The organism is Bradyrhizobium sp. Crot121 (assembly GCF_059512385.1).
The window spans coordinates 1-843 of record NZ_JCAMOR010000282.1; the positions used below are offsets into that span (position 1 = coordinate 1).

An 843-nucleotide genomic window follows, 5' to 3' on the forward strand; every position below is an offset into this window, starting at 1 on the left:
GTGAACCTCATAGCGCTGGGCCAGATCGGCCACCGTCGCCTGCTCCCGCACGGCTTCCAGCGCGATCTTTGCCTTCAACGCCGCGTCGATCTTCCGTCGTGTCTTCGTCGTCATCATGCGCTCCGTCTATCAAGCGGAGCGGCCCTTTTCCAACTTAGCCTCTGGTCCCAAAACCGGGGTCCATTTCACATCCACCGTCGCACTTGCATTCATTGCAACTGTGAGGACAGTTGGGCAGAACTGGGATGATTGCCCCCGTCCTGTACTACTCATTTGTTGCCGTCTCTCAACGAAAGTTGCCAATGATCACCTCCTTGATCTTTTGATCTTTTGAAAGAAGGTTAGACATCAGTGCAGCAACATCATTGAGCTTAGCAAGCAGCCCTTGCAGAAAAATCAACGCCATCTGCCCTTCGCTATTGGCACTGTCAATCGCCGCCTTAAGGTTGTTGATGGCAGCGTCGAACTGCGACTGCACACCTCTCTTGTCGGATTTCTCCGTCTCGATGGAGATGCCGTGTGCCTGCATCCATTCAAACACATCCTGAGTCTTGCCTTGCGAATCGACGAAGCTGCCGTAGTCTCTAACCGTCTTTTCATCGGTAGGTCGATTGGTGCGCAGGGCCGCCAATGCCTTATTCATATCTTTCAGCAAACTGCTTCGCGCTTGCATATCGTCGAATTCGGATCGGATTTGATTCTGGTAGATGTCATGCCGTTCCATCAGGGGGATGTCCCGATCGGTGTTGAACTACGTCGGGCCGAAGTTGCCAGAATGAATGTTACGCGGCCCTTGTGACATGGGCAACGGGCTTGATCGTCATGGGATTGTGGTGAGCTTGA

At 53.1% G+C, this 843-nt stretch carries 1 protein-coding gene; it reads right to left on the bottom strand.

The annotated features are described in order from the left end of the window. Window positions 1–286: 286 nt before the first annotated feature. On the bottom strand, window positions 287–724 hold the full coding sequence (locus AC5ZGW_RS46525; RefSeq protein WP_130232035.1) for a hypothetical protein: 438 nt from the start codon (window positions 722–724) through the stop codon (window positions 287–289). Window positions 725–843: the final 119 nt, after the last annotated feature.